Here is an 18,622-nt window from a genome sequence, read left to right as displayed (position 1 = left end):
CTGCCCGGTTCAAGTGGCAAACCCGCGCAACGACAGGGGCAAGGAAATGCAGCACCGCATCATCGTCCTCGGAGCCGGATACACCGGAGCCATCGCCGCCGGCCGCCTCGCCAAGCGGCTCCGCCGCGAGGACGTCACCATCACCCTCGTCAACGCCGAGCCCGACTTCGTCGAACGCGTCCGCATGCACCAGCTGGCGACCGGCCAGGACCTCAAGCCCCGGCCGTTCAGCGAGATGTTCGCGGGCACCGGGGTCGAACTGAGGCTCGCCAAGGTCACCGGCGTCGACGTCGACCGCAAGACCGTCTCCGTCATCGACGCGAACAGCGCAGGCTTGACCGCGCCGGGGTCCGGCGCAGAAGAACTCGCCTACGACACGCTCGTCTACGCCCTCGGCAGCGGCTGGAATGCCCAAGACGTCCCCGGCGCCACCGAGCACGCCTATGAGCTCGCCGGCCGCCCCGGAGCACTCCGGCTGCGCGAGCGCCTGGCCCGCCTCGACGCCGGGCAGACCGTGCTCGTCGTCGGCGGCGGCCTCACCGGCGTGGAGGCCGCGACCGAGATCGCCGAGGCCCGCCCGGACCTCCACGTCGCCCTCGCCGCCGCGGGCGGCCTCGGCGACTGGCTCTCGCCCAAGGGCCGCGAGCACCTGCGGAAGGTGTTCGGCAAGCTCGGGATCACCGTGTACGAGCACGCCGCCGTCACCGGCGTCGAAGCCGACCGCGTCACCACCGCCGGCGGCAAGGCCATCCCGGCCGCGGTCACCGTGTGGACCGCCGGCTTCGCGGTCCACCCGATCGCGCGGGCGACCACCCTGGAGGTCACCGGCACCGGCCAGATCGTGGTCGACGGGACCATGCGCTCGGTCTCGCACCCGGACGTGTACGCCGTCGGCGACGCGGCCATGGTGATGGGCCCCGGGGACAAGCCGCTGCGGATGTCGTGCGCCTCGGGAATGCCGACCGCGTGGCAGGCCGCCGACGCGATCGCGGCGCGCCTGACCGGCGGGAAGCTCCCGAACACAACGATCCGCTACTTCAACCAGTGCATCTCGTTGGGCCGCAATGAGGGCTTGATCCAGTACGTCACCGCCGACGACCGCGCCGTGCAGGCGGTCCTGACCGGACGGTTCGCCGCCGTCTACAAGGAACTGATCTGCAAGGGCGCCGCCTGGAGCGTCGCCAACCCGATGCTCGGGCTGCCGGCCCGCCGCCGCCGCGTCACGCGGGAGGGCGCCGCGGCGGGCACGGCCGTCAAGGAGGCGGCATAGAGCCGGAGGCGAAGCGGGGCTCGCGCTCGCGTTCGTGTCCTCGTGGTGTTTCGCGTCCAGATCGTGGGCGGGATGATCGTGCTGTCCGGCGCGCTCCTCGCCCAGACCGCCACCGGCTCCGCCCCTCGCCGTTCAGCCGTTGCCGGCGCCTGACACTCCAGGTCCAGGATGGGTCTTCATCGATGGGATGCCGTACGCTCGCGCCCATGCCTGTCGAGCCGACCGCATGCCACTGTGTCCTCTGCGACGAGCCTGGTGATCTGGATCGTCGTAATCAGCTGACGATCGAGAAGGTCCAGGAGTACGGGTGGCAGGTCGTGATGATCCCCCATGACGAGCACGGACCCGGTTGGGCCTTCACCATCGGGCTGTGGCACCACCATCGCGCCCCGGAGCTGGCCATGTTCGGCCTGGACGTCCATGACATGCAGGCCTGCCTCAATGCCCTCGGCGAGAAAGTGGTCGCCGGCCTGATGCTGGAGGACGATCAGGAGTGGCACGACATCATCGACGGATACCCCGTCGCGCTCAAGGCCGTCGACTATCGATGGTACGAAGCCTTCTTCGGCACGGCGATCGGGTTCTACCGGCGGCCACCTTTCCCGTTCTTGCAGGTCGTCTGGCCTGCCCCCGATGGCAGCTTCCCGTGGCAATCGGACGGCGACGATCGCTACGGCGACCACCAGCCGCACCTGTGGTCGAGCCCCGACGAACACCCGCCCGGCGTATGGACCCAAGACCTGTGATCGTCCAGGTCACGCCCGCACTGTCCAGGTGCGCCGGCGCGTCAGAGCCGGAGAGCCCTTAAGGTCGTGGGCGTGGAGAAGATCTTGGCGGCGGCCTCGGCGGTCTTGGGTGAGCGGGTCAGCCGGCCGGTCGATCTGGGCGGGAGCTCGCGCAGCCACGTCCTGCGGTGTACGACCGGCGACGGTGGCACGGTGGTGGTCAAGGCGTATCTGGACGCTGCGGGCTTCGGGGCCGAAGTGGCCGGGCTGCCGTTCGGTGGGGGGTTCGGGCCCCGGTTGCTGGCCGTGGACCCGTCCTTCCCGCTCATCGTGATGTCGGACCTCGGTGCCGGTCCGAGTCTGGCCGATGTGCTGCTGGGGGAGTCGCCGGAAGCGGCGAGGGAAGGGCTGCTCGCGTGGGCGCGTACGTACGGGCGGATCGCCGTGGCGGGCGCAGGGCGGCGGCATGAGTGGGAACGCTCGCGGGCGGCCTACTCCGGAGACGGTGTGCGACGGCGTCTCTTCCGTAAAGTGGGCGATCTCCGAGAGGTGCTGCCCGTCGTGCCTGCGGGGCTTGACGGCGAGCTGACGGCTCTGGAGGCGATCGTCGAGCGGTATCCGGTGTTCACGCCGGGTGACATCTGCCCGGACAACAACCTGCTGACCGCCGACGGGCTGCGGGTGCTCGACTTCGAGAGCGCCGGGTATCACTCGGCCTTTCTTGAGGCGGCCTACGTACGCATGCCGTTTGCGACGTGCTGGTGCACGTTCCGGCTGCCGTCCCGGGTGGAAGCGGAGATCGAGGACGTCTACCGCAAGGAGGTGCTCGCCGTCCATCCCGAGCTGGCCGATGACGACCTCTGGGAGGCGGGGGTGCGGCAGGCCGTGGCCGCCTGGACGATCTTCATGACCTGGGTCCTCGTGCCGCGGGCCCGGGAGCGGGATGAGCCCATGCATTCCACCCGGACGCCGGCGCCGAGCCGGCGCCAGCTCCTGCGCTACCGGTGGAGTCGCCTGCTGGACGAGCTCGACCGGGGCGGGGACGAGTTCCCCGCGGTGCGGGAGGCCGTACGGGCATGCCTGGCGAGCACCGCGGAGTGGGATGTCGCCGAGTTGCCCCACTACCCGGCCTTCACCTCGGCCGAGCCAGGCTGACGGCCGGTGCGCCGCAACGGCCGACGAATCAGGCATACGAGGGATGTCCGTTGGCGTGCGGCCGGTCCGACGTCTCAGGTGAAGATCCGTGGAGACCCTCGAACCTGAGAGCAGGCCATGACCCTCACCCCCTCCGCCACCGTGCCGCGGTCCTCCGCGGTGACGGCCAGACTGTCGAGTGCGGCCATCCTCGCGTACCAGATACTGCTGCTGGCGGCGATCTTCATCAAGCCGGAGGTCGACCCGACCCACAAGCCCGTGAGCGAGTACGCGATCGGGCGGCACGGTTGGGTGATGGTGCTGGCGTTCCTCATGGCGGCGTCGAGCTACGCCTGTCTCCTTGCCGCGGTCCGGCCGCTGGTGAGAGGCCGGGCAGGCCGGATCGGGCTCGCCATCCTCGCCGTGTGCGTGATCGGCACGATCGGTGTCGGGGTGTTCGTGGCCGATCCGGTGGACACACCGCTGTCCGACCTGACGACGCGCGGCACCGTGCACGCCGTCTCCGGGCTCGCCGCACTTGTCCTCCTGCCGTTCGCAGCACTGCTCATCACCCGCGATCTGGCCCGCACGGCGGCCGGGGCGGCATCCGTCCTGCGGTGGGCGGCCTGGCTCCCGCTGTCCGGGCTGGTGCTGCACTGGCTGGTGTCCGTCGTCGTACCGCCGGAGGGTTGGCCACCCCGCTTCCTGTTCTTGACGTACGCGCTCTGGATCCTCGTACTGAACGCCCAGATCCTGCGGATACCCAGGCAGGCCCGCCGATGAGCCGCGGCATCACTCGACCTGGCTCCGGGTCTTACGCTTGCCGGCATGAAGGTCCGTCTCAGAACCCCCGAGGACATGGACGCCTGCGTCGAGGCGCTCGCCCAGGTCCAGGCCGTCGATCGCTATCCCGTGGACTGGCCGGACGATCCTCGGCGCTGGCTGACCCCGGCCGATCTGACGTCGGCCTGGATAGCGACCGAGGCAGGCGCCGTGCTCGGCCACGTGGGCATCACCCGGGACGCGGAGATCGTCCGCCTGTTCGTGACTCCGGCAGCACGCGGGCGCCGGCTGGCCGCTCAACTGCTCGACTCGGTCCGCGCCGCTGTGCATGGGCCGCTGAAGCTGGAGGTCTCCTCCGAGGGCAGGGCGGCCATCGCGCTCTACGAGCGATCCGGCTGGCGCAGGGTCGGCAGCAGCCGCGCCGACTGGGTCAACGCAGCCGGTGAGCCCGCTCTGCTGCATCACTATGTGAGCCCGTAGCGCACACACGTCAAGGGCTGATCACTGCCACGTCCGGCTCCAGCAGCGGGAACCGCTCCAGGACCAGCGGATCGTGACCGGCGACCACGAGCTCCGGTCCGTCGGCCAGCTCCCTGATCCGGTCGAAGGCGCCGTACATGCCGGGCATGCTGTGCAGGATCGGGAACGGGCGGTCGTCCTCGATGTTCTCGTAGAAGTGGCTCGCGTCCGAGGCCAGCACCACGTGGCCGCGTGCGGTCCGGACGCGGACCACCTGCATGCCGGCGGTGTGGCCGCCCACCAGGTGGACGCTCAGACCGGGTACGACGAAAGCGTCGCCGTCGACGACCGACACGCGGCCCTCCTTGCGTGCCCGGATCAGCTGGGCGAGGTCGTCGTCGTTCAGCAGCCAGCGCTCCCGCGTGATGCGCTCGGCCCACGGGCCGCTCCAGTAGTCGAGCTCCGCCTGCTGCACGACGTAGCGAGCGGAGCCGAACGCGTGGGCCGTGCCCGTGTGGTCGTAGTGCAGGTGGGTCAGCACCACGTGCCCGACCGCGTCGGCGGGCACCCCGAGCGCGGCCACGGCGTCCACGGGCGAGCGGCGGTAGTCCAGCCCTTTCACGAGGGCGGCACGCTGAGGGCCGATGCCGGTGTCGATCACGACGGTGTGCTCGTCGTTGACCGCGAGCCAGACATAGTACGAGGTCGGATGGGGCTCTTCGCCGTTCGGGTGGTAGCCGTGAAAGTGCTCGCCGCGCCTGGCGTCGCGCTCGGCGTAGCGGATGGCGTAGACGCGGAAGTCGTTCATACCGCCAGCTTGCGATCAAGACCGAGTTCCTCGGTCGGGACCCGGTAGGTCTCCCGGGCCGTCGCCACGGCCGCCACGTTGACCAGGCACAGAGCGGCCGTGATGAGCGAGACGCCGAGCCAGCTGTCCGGGCCGGTGCCCGCCAGCGCCGTGGCCACGGTCGGCGCGAAGCCGGCGATGGCGAAGCCGATCTGGGTGCCGATCGCCATGCCCGACAGCCGGACCCGGGTGGTGAACATCTCGCCGTAGAAGGACGGCCAGACGCCGCTGGTGGCGCTGTGCACGACGCCGAACATCAGGATCCCCAAGATGAAGATCAGCGCGTAGTTGCCGGTGGAGATCGACCAGAGGTAGGCGAACATCAGCACCGCGCAGCCGAGCGAGCCGCCGACGAAGACGGGCTTGCGGCCGATCCGGTCCGACAGCGAGCCCCAGAGCGGGATCGTGATCAGTGCGGCGACGTTGGCCAGCACGCCCACCCAGAGCATCGGGCCGCGTTCCAACCCCATGGTGTTGACGGCGTAGGACAGGGCATGGACGGTGAAGATCGTGCTCACCGATGCGATGACGGCGGCCACGACCACGCGCAGCACGTCGCGCCATTGCTCGCGGAAGAGGACCGCCAGCGGCATCCGCGCCACGGTGTTGGTGGCGACCTCCTGCTCGAAGGCGGGCGTCTCCTCCAGCGTGCGCCGGATGACCAGCCCGACCGCGGCCACCACGATGCTCAGCCAGAACGGCACCCGCCAGCCCCAGCTCAGCAGCTGCTCCTCGGGCAGCGCGGCGATCGGCAGGAAGATGGCGGTGGCGATGATCTGCCCGGCCTGAGTGCCGTTGAGGGTGAAGCTGGTGTAGTAGGCCCGGCGGTTCCCGGGGGCGTGCTCCAGGGTCATGGAGTTGGCGCCCGCCTGCTCGCCCGACACCGAGAAGCCCTGCAGCAGCCGCAGCACGACCAGCAGGACGGGCGCGAGGAGGCCCACGTCGTGGTACGTGGGCAGGCAGCCCACCAGGAACGTCGAGGCGCCCATCATCACCAGCGTGGCGACGAGGACCTTCTTGCGGCCGAACTTGTCGCCCACGTGGCCGAGGACGAAGGCGCCGACGGGCCTGGCCAGGTAGCCGACGCCGAAAGTGGCCAGTGCCAGGAGCGTTCCCGTGGCGGGCGAGCTGGACGGGAAGAAGATCTTGCTGAAGACCAGGGCGGCGGCGGTGCCGTAGATGAAGAAGTCGTAGTACTCCAGCGCGCTGCCGATCCAGGCGGCTACGGCCGCTTTGCGAGGTTTGCCCTGCACCGTCACGATATGCTCCTCACGAGGGAAAAGCGCAGTGCGAGGAAACTAACTCACTGGTTCGTACATTACAAGAGTGTTTCCGGCGGCTGCCCTTTTCCTCGCGTGATCAGCGGGCGGCGCCCGCGCCGCGCAGGTAGGCCACGACCGCGTCCCCCACCATCCGGCGGAGCCGGTCGCGGTGCTCGGGGGCGGCCATGTCGCGCCCGAACAGCGCGCCGAACGTGTGCTGGTTGGCCACCCGGAAGAAGCAGAACGAGCTGATCAGCATGTGCACGTCGATCGCGTCTGCCTCGGTCACGAAGTCGCCGGAGTCCTGTCCCGCGTCCAGGATGAGCGAGATGAGGTCGAGCACCGGCGTGCCGAGGCCGGCGAGGGCCTCGGACTTGCGGATGTGCTCGGCCTGGTGGATGTTCTCGATGGCGACCAGCTTGATGAAGTCGCGGTGCAGGTCGTGGTGGTCGAAGGTGAGCTCGGCCAGGGTGCGGATGGCCTCGACCGGCGCGAGATGCTCCACCTCGATCGTCCGCTCCATCTCGCGGACCTCGGCGTAGGCCTTCTCGAGGACCGCGATGTAGAGACGTTCCTTGCTGCCGAAGTAGTAGTAGATCATGCGCTTGGTGGTGCGCATCCGGGCGGCGATCTCGTCGACCCGCGCCCCCGCGTAGCCGTGGCGCGCGAACTCCTGCTGGGCGACCTCGAGGATCTCCGCCTTGGTGCGGTCGGCGTCCCGCTGGCGCTCGGGGGCTGCGGGCTGAGAGGTCATCCGCCCATCCTAATGACCGTCTTGACGCTTACGGCAGGAGCGTGGCGGCCTTGACCTTGTGCAGGTGGATCAGCACGTCGAAGGACTTGCCGATGGCGACCTTCGTCGCCTGCTCGGGTGACCAGAAGCCGCCGCCGATCAGGCGGGTGGGGCGGGTCTGCGCGAGCCAGGTCCGGGCCGCCGCGGGCGCGGTGCGGGTGTCGAGGATGAAGTCGCTGTAGCGGACCTGGTCCAGGACGTACTCGTTGTAGTCGTCGCCGGCGGCGGGCACGGAGCCCTTGCAGGTCAGGGGCCGCTCGGCGGGGCCGGCGCCGGCCGGGCACTCACCCTTGTCGATCAGGAAGTTGTAGCCGCCCTGGTCGAAGCTGGTGCCGACGGTGACGAAGCGGCGGCCGAGGCGTTCACGCAGGACACCGCCCATGGGAGCGGGCACGAACATGGTGTCGATCGGCGTGTAGCTGATGTGCGCGTTCAGGCCGGACATCTGGATCTTGTGCCCGGTCGCCCGGTTCCACCAGACGATGTTGTCGGCCAGCGCGGCGTCGCGGTAGACCTGAGCCTGCTTGCGTCCCTCGGCGGTGGCCTGGTCGAAGGCGAAGTCGGTGAAGGTCTGCGACAGGGCCCTGGCGTGCTGCACGGCCCACCGGTACTCCTCGGCGTCCCCGGGGGTCTGCTTCTGGAGCAGCTTCAGGGCCTCGGTGGCGCGCCGGGCGCTGTCCTGGCGCTTGTCCAGCGGCTGGGCCAGCGCCATGCCCATGTACTCCCCGGCGTTGGGGGTGGTGGGCCGCAGCCCGTCGTACAGGCGGGTGAACTCCGGCAGCAGATCGGCGTGGTGCTCCTTGACGTAGGCGAGGACCTTGTCGAACAGGACGTCGCCCGGGTAGAGCAGGTCGGCCCCCATGAACTGGACCTTCTTGTCGTGGGCGGCGTTGTAGGAGCGCATCCACGTGATCAGGTCGAGGAACTCGCGGTTGTCGAACAGGTCGTACGGGCCCTTGACCTCGTCGTGCATGATCTTGCGCGGGTCGCCCTTGCCGTTGAGGACGTAGTCGTTCAGCCGCACGCCGGTGCTCCAGCTGAGCTCCCGGGCGAACGTGGTGAAGCCCTTCTCGGTCACCAGGTAGCGGAACAGCCGGTGGTTGAGGGTGTAGAACTCGGCGGTGCTGTGCGTGGCCTCGCCCACGCCGACCACCTGCGCCCCTGCCACCATCGCGCCGAACGCGTCCAGGTCGCGGAGGCCGGCTGCGGGCGAGGTGGAGGCGAGAGGCTTGGCCACGCTGTTGAGCGCGGCCACGACTGCCGCGTCGCCGGTGTCGGCGACCGCGGTGGAGGTGGTCGCGGCGGTCAGGGCGAGGCCGAGCGCCAGAGCGCCGCCGTAGATCTTGGGGTTCACGATCGATGTTCCTCTGCACGAGTGACGTTGTGGATGAGGAAACAGTCGCGGGAGGCGCTGACGGCCTGGCGACAGGCCGCTGACAACGCCCCCGCGGGATGTCAGGCCCGTGCTCAGGTTGCCGAGCATCATCCGTGCCTTCGCCCGGTTCGTCTCCGGCCTCGGCACCCTGCCCACCAGCTTCTGAACAGCACCGGCGCTCTTCAGCCGCCGGTGTTCTGAGGCGGGTGCGGCTCGAAGCTCTCGAAGCGAGAGTCTTCCTCCAATGTCCAAACCTTTCCTCGTCCGTCTCTCTATAGACCGGGCGAGGGGCCCCAACTGTTGAACCGCGGCGCGTGGACCGGCTAGGTGCTCTCGCGCCAGCGGTTGGTGATGGGCACGCGGCGGTCCCGGCCGAAGTTCTTCGCGGTGATCTTGGGGCCGGGCGGGTACTGGCGCCGCTTGTGCTCGGCCAGGTCCACCAGCCTGATGACGCGCGCCACCAGGCCGGGGTCGTGGCCGGCGGCGATCAGGTCGGCCGGGCCCAGGTCCTTCTCGACGTAGTCGTCCAGCAGCCGGTCCAGCACCTCGTACGGCGGCAGCGAATCGGTGTCGCACTGGTCGGGGCGGAGCTCGGCGCTGGGCTCCTTGGTGATGGAGTGCTCCGGGATGGGCCGGGCGACGTCCATGCGGAACCAGCCGTCGGTGTGGGCGTTACGCCAGCGCGAAAGCTCCCAGACCATGGTCTTCGGTACGTCCTTGATCGGCGCGAAGCCGCCCGCCGAGTCGCCGTACAGGGTGGAGTAGCCGGTGGCCAGCTCGCTCTTGTTGCCCGTGGTGAGCACCAGGTGCCCGTGCTCGTTGGAGAGACCCATCAGCACCTGGCCGCGTACCCGGGCCTGGAGGTTCTCGGCCGCGAGCCCGGTGAGCTCCATCTCCTTCTCGAAGGCGGTGACGATGCCGTTGATCGGGACCAGGTGCGGGTTGACGCCCTGGCGGCGTACCAGCTCCTCGGCGTCGATGACGGAGTGCTCGGAGGAGTGGCGCGAGGGCATCATCACCACGTGGACCCGCTCGGGGCCGATGGCGTCGGAGGCGATGGTGGCGGTCAGGGCCGAGTCGATGCCTCCCGACAGGGCCAGGATGGCCGACGTGAAGCCGTTCTTGGCCACGTAATCCCGTACGGCCAGCACCAGCGCCGAGTAGACCTCGGCCAGGTCGTCCAGCCGCGGCGCGATCGAGGGCGTGAGGGGCGAGCCGATCGTCACGGGCTCGCTGGAGAGCACGGACCGCTCCACGGTGATCGTCGAGCCGTCGCCCGCGTCGTAGGCCGTCCTGCCCGGCTCCCGGTCGGCGACACGGTCAGCGACAGGGTCGGCGACACGGTCCGCGGCCGGCAGGTCCAGGTCCACCAGCAGCAGCTCCTCGCGGAACTGCGCGGCCCGCGCGACGAGCTCGCCGTCCGCGTCGACCACGATCGAGTCGCCGTCGAAGACCAGGTCGTCCTGCCCGCCGACCTGGTTGACGTAGGCCAGCGCGCAGCCCGCCTCCCGCGCCCGCCGGGCCACCAGCTCCAGCCGGACGTCGTCCTTCTCCCGCTCGTACGGCGAGGCGTTCGGCACGACCAGCAGCCCGGCGCCCGCCTGGGCGACCACCGCGACGGGTCCGCCCTCCTGCCACAGGTCCTCGCAGACCGCGATGGCCACGTCGACGCCGTGCAGCCTGAAGACGGGCAGCCGGTCGCCGCGGACGAAGTAGCGGTACTCGTCGAAGACCCCGTAGTTCTGCAGGTGGTGCTTGGCCGTACGGATGACGACCCTGCCCCGGTGGAGCAGGGCCGCGGCGTTCAGCGGCGCGCCCTTGGGCCGGCCGACGCGCGGTGCGAGGTCGGCCCTGTCCAGGTAGCCGACGACCACGGGGAGCTCGCCGAACCCCTCCTCGGCCAGCCGGGCGGCGGCCTGCTCCAGCGTGGCGAGCGAGGCGTCCACGAAGGAGGAGCGGAGTGCCAGGTCCTCCACGGGATAGCCGGTGACGAACATCTCGGTGAAGACGGCCAGGTGCGCGCCACCGGCGGCGGCCTGACGCGTCCAGTCCAGCAGTTTGGCGGAGTTGGCCGACAGGTCGCCGACGACCGGGTTGGTCTGTGCCAGGGCGATGCGCAGGTGTGCCACGTGAATCAGGGTAGTGGGGCGCGATTTTGTCGCTCGCCGTGGCCAGGGCATGGTGACGCGTACCGTCCCGCTCGCGGGGTAGCCGTCCACCTCACCCATGATCTCGAAGGGGGAGTGAGCGGACGTGGCCTCTCGCCTGACGGAGACTCTGCACTTGTCGACGGGATGGTTGGACGGGTATCCCGCGGTGGCCGTGGCCATCGGGGCGCTGTGCGTGTCGGCGTCGTCAGTGCTGATCGACCTGGCTCGGACCACCCCCGGGACGGCGTCGTTCTATCGATGCGTGCTGGCGCTGCCGTTCCTGGTGCTGCCGGCGCTCGCCGAACGGCGTCGGGAGGGCGTTCCCGCGCGCGGGCAGCACGTCGTGGCGGCGGTGGCCGGGGCGCTGTTCGCGGGGGACATGCTCCTGTGGACCCAGGCGATCGCCGAGGTCGGCGCGGGTCTGTCGACAGTGCTGGTCAACGTGCAGGTCATCCTCGTGCCGCTGCTGGCGCTGATGATCGACCGGGAGAAGGTGACCCGCCGGTTCGTGCTGATCCTGCCCGTGGTCGTGGCGGGGGTGGTGCTGACGGGTGGGCTGCTCGGCGGCTCCCAAGGCAGGGATCCGCTGTGGGGCACGATTCACGCGGTGCTGGCCGCCGTGTGCTACTCGGGCTTCCTCTTCCTGCTACGGCGCAGCGGGCATGAGGGCCGGGCGGTCCAGTCCTATCTGGAGGTGACCGTCTGGGCGGCGATCGTCTCGCTGGTGGCGGGGGTGGCGTGGCAGGGGGTCGAATGGGCTCCCGGGTGGGCCACGGTGGGCTGGCTGGCCGGGGTGGCCCTGTTCGGGCAGGTGCTGGGATGGCTGCTGGTGGCGGTCTGGTCGCCGCGGCTGCCCAGCTACCTGGGGGCGATCCTGCTGCTGCTCACCCCGGTCGGCTCTGTGGCGCTGGGCGCGCTGGTGCTGGGTGAGAGGCCTACCATGCCGCAGCTGGCCGGTTGCGCGCTGATCCTGGCGGGTGCGTGCGTGGCCGGCATCCGCGCACCGGCGACGAACCAGGCGGACGACGCCGACTCGAGCCGGGACGCGGCCCGGCGGGCCTGACCGCCCAGGCCTCCCGGCTTTACCGGCAGACGGTTCCGGCCGGGGGAAGGGCGCCGGAGATCAGATAGTCGTCGATACGGGCGGTCGCACATGGGCCTCGGAGGTAGGCGGTGTGGCCGTCGCCGCCGTTCTCGTCGTTGATCAGCAGGCCGGAGCCCCGGATGTGGGATGCCAGGCTGCGGGCCCAGCGCAGGGGAGTGGCGGGGTCGTGGGTGTTGCCGACCACCAGCACCGGCGGGACGCCGCCGATGTCCAGGGGGCGCTGCGGGTTGGTCGGCGGGATCGGCCAGCCCAGGCAGCCGGTCGTCATGTCCCAGAACTCCGAGGTGCCCTTCATGTGCGGTGACAGCTTCCTGGCCAGATGGAGCCGGGTACGCAGGTCGCGGTAGCCGCTGATGCCGTGGGCGATGTCCAGGCACAGGATCGACCGGTACGCCGCGGTGCTCGCGGGGTCGTCCAGCACCTGGCCGCGCATCTCGGCGAGGAGCTGGGCGTCGCCGTTCTCGGCCTGGACGATGCCGTTGGCCAGTCCGCGCCCGTACTCGGGGAACTGGGTGAGGAAGGCGTAGCCGACGTGGCGTAGTTCCTCGGCGGTCATCGGGCGGGCGCCTTTGACCGGGATGGGCTCGCGCTCGGCCCTGGCGACGAGGGCGTCCCAGGCGCGTCCGACGTCGCGGCCGTGCATCGGGCACGTCTCCGTCCGGCCGCACCAGGCGGCGAAGCGCTCGAAGGAGTCCTCGACGGCCGCGGAGGCGTCGGTGACGAGCCGCTGCGCGTGGAGGCTGTGGTCGACGGCGCCGTCGAGCGCCATGGTGCGGACCCGGCCGGGGAACAGCCGCGCGTACTCGGTGCCCAGCATCGTGCCGTAGGACTTGCCGAGGAAGCTGATCTGCGCTTCGCCCAGGGCGGCCCTGACGGCGTCGAAGTCGCGGGCGACGCTCGTGGTGTCGATCTCGCCGAGCAGCGCCCCCGTGCCCGACAGACAGCTCGCGCCGACCGCCCGGTTGTGGGCGACCAGCCTGTCGTACTGGGCGACGGTCCGCGGGAACTGGGTGACCGCCGGGTCGTGGACGGGCAGCTTGCAGGACACGGCCGAGCTCTCGCCGACGCCACGCGGGTCGATGCCCACGAGATCGAACCGGCGGCGCAGTTCGTCGCTGACCGCGTATTGCGGCCTGCTCGCCGCAGGGCTGCCACGAGATGTGCGCCGGGGCGGGCGTCGCCGGAAACGCCAGGAGAAGCGCCAGGAGGGCATGGTTCATGGCAGATCATGCTGCTCCGGTGGCGGCTCTTGATCATCGGCCGAACGGACGATCGCGATCGGCCGGACGGCCGGTTTTCCGGCGGTTCCAGGGCGGTCGCCGGCGGCGAGACCGGATCTGCTCACCCTGCGTGGAACGAAGATCGCCGAGGTGGTCTCCTTCCTCACCGCGGACTTCAGCCTGTTCGGCCGGCCCGACAAGATCTTGGACTGACTCCCCATCACCGTCGCTGGCCGGCGGCGATGCGTAGCGGCCTCCCTTCCGTCGCCGCATCTCCCCGGCACGGGGGAGAGCTCTCCCCTTCGGGAGCGAACCCGCCGAAGAAGTCCGGGATTACGGTGGGCCGGCATGAGATCACGTGCACGGCCCGTGCTGCTGGCCGCCGGGTGGACAGCAGCGGCCGCCCTTGCGCTGGTGGCGCCCGGCAACCTGGTCATGCGGCTGGCGTTCGGCAAACTGGACGACCCCGCGCTCGTCCGGCAGGTCCTGATGTGCGCGCTCGGGCTGCTGCTCGCCCTGGTCGCTCTCCGCTACGGCGAGCGCGGCCGCCCGCGCCTGCCCGAGCGCCGGGCCGACGGGACGGTCCGGCCCGCGCTCTGGGTGCGGGCCGTGACCTGGGTGGCGGCCGGCGTGCCGGTGCTGGGCTTCTCGGTTCCGCACCTGTTGTGGGGGCTGGGCGTGCCGCTGGGGGTGGCGTCCGGCGCCGGGCTGGCGGATCTGGGCGGGTCGGCGGTCTTCTGGGGGCTGCTCGTCGCCGGGCCCGTCGCGGGGGCCGCGCTCACGCTGGGGCTGATCAGCCGGTGGGGGCAGACGGTGCCGGCCTGGGTGCCGACGGCGGGAGGCCGGCCAGTGCCCCGGGCCGTCGCCGTCGTCCCGGTGATGCTGGTCGGCCTGCTGGTCGGCCAGTACGGAACGATGATGACGACGTGCCTGGCGTTCGGCATCACCCGTACGTGTGCCCCGGGCGGTGGCGCCGAGATCCTCGACGGCAGCTGGGGGTTCTCCGCGACCTACCCGGTCTTCCTGGCCTGGGGAGCGTCCCTGCTCGCCGCCGGGGCCGGCTACCTCCACACCACCGGAGCACGAGCCGTCCGATGAGTTTCTGTCCCGGCGCCGATATGTACCGGTGAGCGACGGCGTCGGGGGCCGGTGATGCCGCTCGCGGCTGACGAACGACCGGCCGGACGGAGTCTTGCCGTGACAGGACCGAACCTGACCACGAGATCGACACAGGGCGCCGCCGAGGAGAGCGGCGGGCGCTGGTGGATGCTGGCCGTGCTGCTGCTGGGGCAGTTCATGGGGCTGCTCGACGTCTTCATCGTCAACGTCGCCATGCCCGTGATCGGTGCCGACCTGCACACCTCGGGCGCGTCCCTGCAGCTGGTGATCGGCGGCTACACCACGGCCTACGCGATGTTGCTGATCACCGGCGCCCGGCTGGGGGCGCTCTACGGGCGGCGCCGGGCGTACGCCACCGGGGTGATCGTGTTCACCGCGGCGTCGCTGGCCTGCGGCCTTGCCCCCGACAGCGTCGCCCTGATCCTTTTCCGGTTCGTCCAGGGAGCGGGCGCCGCAGTGATGATCCCGCAGGTCATGAGCATCATCCAGATGCACTTCACCGGCCAGGCGCGGGCCAGGGCGCTCAGCGCGTACGGGCTGGTGCTCTCGGTCGGCTCCCTGATCGGCCTGCTGCTCGGCGGTGTCCTGGTCAGCGCGCGGTTGCTGGGCGGGTCGTGGCGGCCGGTCTTCCTGGTCAACGTGCCGATCGGGATCATCCTCACCGTACTGGTGCCGAGGCTGGTGCCCGCCGACCGTCCGGGCCCGGCACGGCGGCTCGACCTGGCCGGTCTGGCCATCGCGCTGCCTGCGGTCGTCCTCATCGTCCTCCCGCTGGTCCTGGGCCGCGAAGCCGGCTGGCCCGCCTGGATCTTCGCCTCGCTCGCCGCGGGTCTCGCGCTGGTGGCGCTCTTCGTCCTCGTCGAACGGCGCATCGCAGCCTCCGGCGGCGACCCGCTGCTGAACCTGGAGGTCCTGAACGCCCGGGGGATCCGGCCGGGTCTGCTGACCCTGTCCGCCGCGCAGATCTCGTACGGCGGCTTCCTGTTCGCCTTCACCCTGCACCTGGAGTCCGGCCTCGGTGCCGACGCGCTGCGGGCCGGGCTCACCTACATTCCGCTCGCCGCCGCCTTCGGCCTGGTCGGCTACTTCTGGCGCCGGCTGCCGGAGCGCATGCACCACATGCTGGTGCCGATCGGCCTGGCGTTGTGCGTGGCCGGGTACGCAGGCACCGCGGTGGCGCTGCGTGACGGCGGTCAGCCGGGTGCGCTGCTGTGGATCGCGCAGGCGCTGTACGGTGCCGGCCTGGGCGCGTCGGTCAGCCCGCTGCTGACCCAGGGGCTGGCCCATGTCCCGCCCGCACGGGCGGCGGACGCCAGCGGCCTGTTCACCACCACCATGCAACTCGGGCAGCTGACCGGCGTCGCCGTCTTCGGCAGCGTCTTCCTGGCGCTCGCGCCGCCGCCGCTTCCGCAGTCCTCGCCGCACGCGATCGCGGTCACGAGCGCCTATCTCGCCGCACTGACCGCCGTCGGCCTCATCAGCGCGTTCTCGCTGGCCCGCGCGGTACGGAGGCCGGCCTGACGGACGTTTCCGCCGCATCTAGCCGAGCAACCGATGATTCGCCGGGATCGAGCGAGTATGTAGTAGCGGTGGAGACGCGCAGGCGCTCCCGCGCGCATGGAGAGGAAGGCTGCAGGAGATGTCGGTCATCGAATCCGTCGACGAGGCGTTCACCCGCCTGGCCGAACCGTTCCGCGACGAGCTGCTGGCCTACTGCTATCGCATGCTGGGCTCCATCCACGACGCGGAAGACCTGACGCAGGAGACCATGCTGCGGGCGTGGCGCTCCCACGACCGCTACGACCCCGGCCGGGCCTCCATGCGGACCTGGCTGTACCGGATCGCGACCAACGTCTGCCTGCGCGCACTCGAGCAGCGGCGCCGGCGTCCGCTGCCGTCGGACCTGGCCCCGCCCGCCGAAGGCGCGATGACACCGCTCGATCGCGCCGCGGACACCGCCTGGCTGCAGCCGATCCCGGACCTGCTGCTGCGGCAGCCGCCCGATCCCGCCGCCCTCGCCGTTCAGCGCGACAGCCTCCGGCTGGCCCTGATCGCCGCGCTCCAGCACCTGCCGGCCAGGCAACGGGTCGTCTTCATCCTGCGTGAAGCCATGGCGTGGTCGGCGGCCGAGGTCGCCGAGCTGCTCGGCGGCTCTACCGCGGCGGTCAACAGCGCACTCCAGCGCGCCCGCGCGCAGCTCGCCGCGGCGGCTCCCTCGCACGAGGACGGCGCCGGACCGCTCGACGAGCGGCAGCGGGCACTCGTCGAGCGGTACGTGCGGGCTTTCGTCAGCGCTGACCTCGATTCGCTCAACCAGCTCCTGCACGACGACGTCACGCTGGAGATGCCGCCGTACCGGACCTGGTTCCGCGGGCGTGCCGCCGTCTTCGGGTTCATGGAGGCGCACCTGTTCGCGACCCCCGGAATCTGGCGGGTGGTGCCCACCGCGGCCAACCGCGGTCCGGCGGCCGCGACCTATCTCCGCGACCCCCACGGCGCCTTCCTCGCCCACTCGATCCAGGTGCTCAGCACCGCCTCTTCGGCGGTCACGGCGATCGTCGCCTTCCAGGACGCGAAGCTGTTCCCGCTGTTCGACCTCCCGGACAGGTACGCACAGCCCTGATCAGCCGGATGCCGGAACGCGCTCGAGCGCCGCCCGGCCCGCGAGGCCCCGTGTCGGCTGCCCGCCGGGCAGGCCACGTTCCCAGGCCTGGTCGATGCCGATGAGGGAGACGCTCCGCAGGACGGCCCACCGGGTACAGAAGAGCACATGAAGATCGTGGAACTGACCTCCGTCGACGGGTACGTCGCCTTCGATCTGGACTGCCCGTTGAGCGCGGGAGGCACCCGCCTCGCCCCGGACGTCACCCGCCGTGAGGCCGAGCTGCTGGCGCGGGCGATGACCTACAAGTTCGCCGTGCTCGGAGAGCGGATCGGCGGAGCCAAGGCCGTGCTGCGGGCCACGGCGGAGGAACGGGCCGAGACGGTGGCACGGTACTGCCAGGAGATCACCCCGCTGGTCAGGAGCGGCGTCTTCCTCACCTCCTCCGACCTGGGCACCAGGACGCAGGACTTCGCCACGCTGCCCGACTACCGGACGGACTCGGTCATGCATCAGGAGGCCGACGGCGAGCTGGTGGACACGGTGGTGACCGGTCTGGGCGTGGTCGCCGCGGCCGACGCCGCGCTGGGCGGCCTGGCCGGGCGGACGCTGGCCGTCGAGGGGTTCGGCAAGGTGGGCGGCGCCGTGGCGCGGGAGGCGGCGCGCAGGCAGGCGCGCGTCGTCGCCCTGTCGACCGTGCACGGCTGCGTGGCGGACGAGGCGGGGCTGGACGTGGCCACGCTGCTGGAGCTGCGCGCCGAGTACGGGGACGCCTGCGTCACCCGGCTCGGGCTGCCCGTGCTCCCGGCCGAGTCCCTGTACGAGGCGGTCGCGGACGTTCTGGTGCCGGGCGCCAGAACCGGGACGCTGAACGCCGGACGCGCCGCCACGGTGCACGCCCGCGTGGTCGCTCCGGCGGCCAACGTCCCCTATACCCCGGCCGGGCTCCGTACGCTGCGGGAGCGGGGCGTCGTGCCGCTGGCGGACTTCGTCTGCGGCGCCGGCGCCACCATCGGATACCTCGCCGATCTGGCCGGGCAGGTGGCCGACGCCGCGTCGATGCGGGTCCTGGTCGATGAGAGGATCAGCCGGCTGACGGCCGCGGCGCTGGAGCATCCCGGCGGTCCGTACGCCGGTTCCTGCGCCGCGGCGGACGAGTTCCTGGCCGGCTGGTGCGATCCCGCCGGCCTCCCTGAGGGTCCGCCGCTCGCCGCCGACCCTGCCGGGTGAACAGGTCGTTCAGGCGAGGAGGCGCGCGGCGATGCGCGTCCAGTCGTCCTCGGGCTCCTCGGCCTGGCGTTCCATGATGCTGTCGGCCGCCCCGGCGAAGGCCTGCAGGCCGCGCAGCAGCGCGATGCGCCCGGCCGGCGGCATCTCGCTCAGCACGCGCGCGAGGTCCGCGCGCCTGCGCTGCTGCAGCTCCTCGACCAGGGAGCGGCCCGAGGGCGTGAGCGAGAGCGTCAGCTCGCGCTTGTCCTCCTCGCAGTGCGAGCGCCTGACCAGCCCGGCCGCCTCCAGGCGGTCGCAGAGTCGGCTGGCGGACGAGGGCACCGCGCCCAGGGCGGCGGCCAGCCTGCCCAGGTTGATGGTCTCGTGCTGTTCGATGGTGAGCAGGGCCTGGAGCTGGATGGAGGACACCTTGGTGGCGAACGCCTGCCGCGAACGCCCCCACACGGCCACCAGGGCGGCCGCCTCCCTTTCGATGACGGACCACTCCGTCGGCGGCAGGTGGCCGACGAAGGGCGGAACTGGCTCGTCTTTCACGCTATCCACTCAGT

Annotated in this window: 18 protein-coding genes; 10 read left to right on the top strand and 8 right to left on the bottom strand. The window is 71.1% G+C overall.

What is annotated here, in order from left to right; genetic code table 11:
• The first annotated feature begins 46 nt into the window (after positions 1 to 46).
• The 5 genes from AB0J64_RS25515 to AB0J64_RS25495 all read left to right on the top strand — a co-directional run bounded on the left by AB0J64_RS25515 (position 47) and on the right by AB0J64_RS25495 (position 4,392).
• Positions 47 to 1,270, top strand: coding sequence for an FAD-dependent oxidoreductase (locus tag AB0J64_RS25515; protein WP_364031430.1), 1,224 nt, complete (start codon positions 47 to 49; stop codon positions 1,268 to 1,270).
• Positions 1,271 to 1,476: 206 nt separating this feature from the next.
• Entirely contained in the window at positions 1,477 to 2,016 is a 540-nt protein-coding gene (locus AB0J64_RS25510; RefSeq protein ID WP_364031427.1) for a DUF4262 domain-containing protein, read from the top strand.
• 72 nt (positions 2,017 to 2,088) lie between these two features.
• Positions 2,089 to 3,150 (top strand): hypothetical protein, encoded by a 1,062-nt coding sequence (locus AB0J64_RS25505; protein WP_364031424.1) that lies wholly within the window; start codon positions 2,089 to 2,091, stop codon positions 3,148 to 3,150.
• A 117-nt stretch (positions 3,151 to 3,267) separates the two neighbouring features.
• Positions 3,268 to 3,912: a DUF998 domain-containing protein gene (locus AB0J64_RS25500; RefSeq protein WP_364031421.1), complete on the top strand. Its 645-nt coding sequence runs from the start codon at positions 3,268 to 3,270 to the stop codon at positions 3,910 to 3,912.
• Positions 3,913 to 3,957: 45 nt separating this feature from the next.
• The gene (locus tag AB0J64_RS25495) at positions 3,958 to 4,392 is read left to right on the top strand and encodes a GNAT family N-acetyltransferase (protein ID WP_364031418.1); all 435 of its coding nucleotides are present in this window, start codon (positions 3,958 to 3,960) and stop codon (positions 4,390 to 4,392) included.
• A 10-nt stretch (positions 4,393 to 4,402) separates the two neighbouring features.
• Here AB0J64_RS25495 and AB0J64_RS25490 read toward each other — a convergent pair whose 3' ends face one another.
• From AB0J64_RS25490 to AB0J64_RS25470, 5 genes are all read right to left on the bottom strand, one after another.
• Complete coding sequence (locus AB0J64_RS25490; protein WP_364031415.1) at positions 4,403 to 5,179, bottom strand: N-acyl homoserine lactonase family protein; 777 nt, start codon at positions 5,177 to 5,179, stop codon at positions 4,403 to 4,405.
• Entirely contained in the window at positions 5,176 to 6,477 is a 1,302-nt protein-coding gene (locus tag AB0J64_RS25485; protein ID WP_364031412.1) for an MFS transporter, read from the bottom strand. Before AB0J64_RS25485 ends, AB0J64_RS25490 begins: the two co-directional genes overlap by 4 nt.
• Before the next feature lie 100 nt (positions 6,478 to 6,577).
• The gene (locus AB0J64_RS25480) at positions 6,578 to 7,234 is read right to left on the bottom strand and encodes a TetR/AcrR family transcriptional regulator (RefSeq protein WP_344987353.1); all 657 of its coding nucleotides are present in this window, start codon (positions 7,232 to 7,234) and stop codon (positions 6,578 to 6,580) included.
• A gap of 28 nt (positions 7,235 to 7,262) precedes the next feature.
• A complete protein-coding gene (locus tag AB0J64_RS25475; protein ID WP_364031408.1) occupies positions 7,263 to 8,627 on the bottom strand; it encodes an erythromycin esterase family protein in 1,365 nt (454 codons plus the stop codon).
• A gap of 344 nt (positions 8,628 to 8,971) precedes the next feature.
• Positions 8,972 to 10,777, bottom strand: coding sequence for an NAD+ synthase (locus tag AB0J64_RS25470; protein WP_364031405.1), 1,806 nt, complete (start codon positions 10,775 to 10,777; stop codon positions 8,972 to 8,974).
• Positions 10,778 to 10,931: 154 nt separating this feature from the next.
• Between AB0J64_RS25470 and AB0J64_RS25465 the strand changes: the two genes are divergently transcribed.
• Positions 10,932 to 11,861, top strand: coding sequence for a DMT family transporter (locus AB0J64_RS25465; protein WP_364031402.1), 930 nt, complete (start codon positions 10,932 to 10,934; stop codon positions 11,859 to 11,861).
• A 19-nt stretch (positions 11,862 to 11,880) separates the two neighbouring features.
• On the opposite strand, the gene AB0J64_RS25460 is transcribed toward AB0J64_RS25465, so the two are convergent.
• The gene (locus AB0J64_RS25460) at positions 11,881 to 13,116 is read right to left on the bottom strand and encodes an alpha/beta hydrolase (protein WP_364031399.1); all 1,236 of its coding nucleotides are present in this window, start codon (positions 13,114 to 13,116) and stop codon (positions 11,881 to 11,883) included.
• Between the two features lie 355 nt (positions 13,117 to 13,471).
• Between AB0J64_RS25460 and AB0J64_RS25455 the strand changes: the two genes are divergently transcribed.
• From AB0J64_RS25455 to AB0J64_RS25445, 3 genes are all read left to right on the top strand, one after another.
• The gene (locus AB0J64_RS25455; RefSeq protein WP_364031396.1) at positions 13,472 to 14,221 is read left to right on the top strand and encodes a hypothetical protein; all 750 of its coding nucleotides are present in this window, start codon (positions 13,472 to 13,474) and stop codon (positions 14,219 to 14,221) included.
• Positions 14,222 to 14,320: 99 nt separating this feature from the next.
• Positions 14,321 to 15,763, top strand: a complete 1,443-nt coding sequence (locus AB0J64_RS25450; RefSeq protein WP_364031393.1) for an MFS transporter — start codon at positions 14,321 to 14,323, stop codon at positions 15,761 to 15,763.
• A 118-nt stretch (positions 15,764 to 15,881) separates the two neighbouring features.
• Positions 15,882 to 16,865: a sigma-70 family RNA polymerase sigma factor gene (locus AB0J64_RS25445; RefSeq protein WP_364031390.1), complete on the top strand. Its 984-nt coding sequence runs from the start codon at positions 15,882 to 15,884 to the stop codon at positions 16,863 to 16,865.
• Here AB0J64_RS25445 and AB0J64_RS25440 read toward each other — a convergent pair whose 3' ends face one another.
• Complete coding sequence (locus tag AB0J64_RS25440) at positions 16,866 to 17,012, bottom strand: hypothetical protein (RefSeq protein WP_364031387.1); 147 nt, start codon at positions 17,010 to 17,012, stop codon at positions 16,866 to 16,868. It lies immediately after the preceding gene.
• Between AB0J64_RS25440 and AB0J64_RS25435 the strand changes: the two genes are divergently transcribed.
• Positions 17,013 to 18,074, top strand: coding sequence for a Glu/Leu/Phe/Val dehydrogenase dimerization domain-containing protein (locus AB0J64_RS25435; RefSeq protein ID WP_364031384.1), 1,062 nt, complete (start codon positions 17,013 to 17,015; stop codon positions 18,072 to 18,074).
• 9 nt (positions 18,075 to 18,083) lie between these two features.
• Here the strand turns inward: AB0J64_RS25435 and AB0J64_RS25430 are convergent, their stop codons facing one another.
• Complete coding sequence (locus tag AB0J64_RS25430; RefSeq protein ID WP_364031381.1) at positions 18,084 to 18,608, bottom strand: MarR family transcriptional regulator; 525 nt, start codon at positions 18,606 to 18,608, stop codon at positions 18,084 to 18,086.
• Positions 18,609 to 18,622: the final 14 nt, after the last annotated feature.

The sequence above is a fragment of the Nonomuraea sp. NPDC049695 genome (assembly GCF_040674955.1).
GTDB classification, from domain to species: domain Bacteria; phylum Actinomycetota; class Actinomycetes; order Streptosporangiales; family Streptosporangiaceae; genus Nonomuraea; species Nonomuraea helvata.
This window is presented reverse-complemented; position numbering and strand designations above follow the sequence as displayed.

Excerpts from the sequence above, each read along its gene's own strand:
- AB0J64_RS25515 (WP_364031430.1), top strand. The coding sequence starts at position 47 with ATGCAGCACCGCATCATCGTCCTCGGAGCCGGATACACCGGAGCCATC.
- AB0J64_RS25510 (WP_364031427.1), top strand. The coding sequence starts at position 1,477 with ATGCCTGTCGAGCCGACCGCATGCCACTGTGTCCTCTGCGACGAGCCT.
- AB0J64_RS25500 (WP_364031421.1), top strand. The coding sequence starts at position 3,268 with ATGACCCTCACCCCCTCCGCCACCGTGCCGCGGTCCTCCGCGGTGACG.
- AB0J64_RS25495 (WP_364031418.1), top strand. The coding sequence starts at position 3,958 with ATGAAGGTCCGTCTCAGAACCCCCGAGGACATGGACGCCTGCGTCGAG.
- AB0J64_RS25490 (WP_364031415.1), bottom strand. The coding sequence starts at position 5,179 with ATGAACGACTTCCGCGTCTACGCCATCCGCTACGCCGAGCGCGACGCC.
- AB0J64_RS25480 (WP_344987353.1), bottom strand. The coding sequence starts at position 7,234 with ATGACCTCTCAGCCCGCAGCCCCCGAGCGCCAGCGGGACGCCGACCGC.
- AB0J64_RS25460 (WP_364031399.1), bottom strand. The coding sequence starts at position 13,116 with ATGCCCTCCTGGCGCTTCTCCTGGCGTTTCCGGCGACGCCCGCCCCGG.
- AB0J64_RS25455 (WP_364031396.1), top strand. The coding sequence starts at position 13,472 with ATGAGATCACGTGCACGGCCCGTGCTGCTGGCCGCCGGGTGGACAGCA.
- AB0J64_RS25445 (WP_364031390.1), top strand. The coding sequence starts at position 15,882 with ATGTCGGTCATCGAATCCGTCGACGAGGCGTTCACCCGCCTGGCCGAA.
- AB0J64_RS25435 (WP_364031384.1), top strand. The coding sequence starts at position 17,013 with ATGAAGATCGTGGAACTGACCTCCGTCGACGGGTACGTCGCCTTCGAT.